The sequence below is a fragment of the Myroides odoratus genome (genome assembly GCF_001549985.1).
GTDB lineage: Bacteria > Bacteroidota > Bacteroidia > Flavobacteriales > Flavobacteriaceae > Flavobacterium > Flavobacterium odoratum_A.
Genome location: NZ_LROZ01000043.1, coordinates 1 through 1,603 on the forward strand (window position 1 = coordinate 1; position 1,603 = coordinate 1,603).

Below are 1,603 nucleotides of genomic sequence, written 5' to 3' on the forward strand. Positions count from 1 at the left end.
ACGGTTGAAAATCTCAACTTTGTTGTTCGGATAGTTCTTGATGTTGTCAATGATAAAGTAATCATTCTTCCCATCTCCATCAGGAGTAACTAGATTGTAAATCACAATATCACCGTCTAAGACCCAATCTTTTTTCACTGTTGCTAAAGTAAAATAACCATATCCTTTAACATTAGCGATAGTAGTAACTTCTTTATGAGACATATCAACAACACCTCCTTCATCAACCCAAATCTTTTGTATATCATCCCAGCGAACTATATGTAATTCTTCTTCTGGATTGTTTAGCAAATCCGGTAAAGTTGTCTTTTCATTCCAACTAAGTGTTAATAAAATATCACTTTGATTTTTATCACTTTTAGAAATCAACCAATACTCTCGTGTATTTATTAATTTAACTACTCCAACAGTATTAAAATGGGAGTTAAAGAATGAATTATCATTATAAATATATTTTGCTAAGAACACATCTTCCTTACCTTTTGGGGCTGAAATACGAGCATACCTATAAGTACCATTATCTCCAATAGGATATTTAAATTGTTCATTTCCTATCTTTTCCACTTCTCCTTCAACATAAGAATAATCGTTAGAATTTATAGCATCTGAACCTTGTTGAAAAGTAATCATCCCATAACTAACATTAGTATCAGGATTTATTATAGAATCTATTTTAACAATACCCTCCCTAAAATCAGCTATACCATAAACATCTAAGTTATTTTTTATTTCAAAAAAAGTGTTAGGTACATCAATACTACTAAATTCTACATTTAACAAAGAAACCAGTCTATTTCCTTTAATTTGTTTTACTCTATTATTAGTATTAGTTGCAAAAATTGTTTTTGAACTTTTTCTATTAGAAGTTATACCATAATATCCATTATTAATAAAATCCTGTAAATAAATTACTGTTCCATCATTAATAACATAAGCCGATTCTTTATTTTCAAAAGAACCTTCAAATGAAACTAAATCATTTGGAGATATAACTAATTCACCCTCATTAACAACTATAGAATATTTTTGACAATAAACTAAAGGAATAAAGAAAAGAGTAAGAAGTACTCCAATTATTTTTTTTTTCATTTATAATCATTTATGTTATATCGAAATACGATAAATTTTTATTTTAACTTAACATCTTAATTCTACTTGTCTTTAAAAATTTAATTGAAAACAAATAGATCTAATTAAATTATTACTTAACATACTCTAATATTAAATAATACTCCCCGTTTGGATGAAGAGAAGTAAATGATCCAGGTATACCTAAAGTGATAACTGTATTTCCACCTATTACTTCTTTATCAACTACTCCCTCAGTAATTGAATTAGTACTTTTACTTATCAAACGAGCATTTAAAATCAATTTAGCAAAATCACTATTAATACTTATGATATTTGTATTAGTTGTTAATACAACATTAAACACTCGCTGAGCAATTTGTTCACCATTAATCCATTTTTCTGATTTGATTGTCTCTGTACTTGAATAATCAACTATACTATTTGAGATGATTGTCTCTATTTTTGTTTTAAATTCGTTATTATCTCCAAGTTTGGTAATGAAATCTTGATTCATTGCTATGTTTTCAACAAA

General features: G+C 27.1%; 1 protein-coding gene and 1 pseudogene. Both read right to left on the reverse strand.

Going from position 1 to position 1,603, the window contains the following annotated elements; translation table 11 throughout:
• Positions 1-1,089, reverse strand: a 1,089-nt coding sequence (locus AWV75_RS18140) for a gliding motility-associated C-terminal domain-containing protein (RefSeq protein WP_060875664.1), incomplete at its 3' end; no start/stop codon positions are given.
• A gap of 112 nt (positions 1,090-1,201) precedes the next feature.
• Positions 1,202-1,603, reverse strand: a pseudogene (locus AWV75_RS18145) (hypothetical protein); the annotation flags it as partial.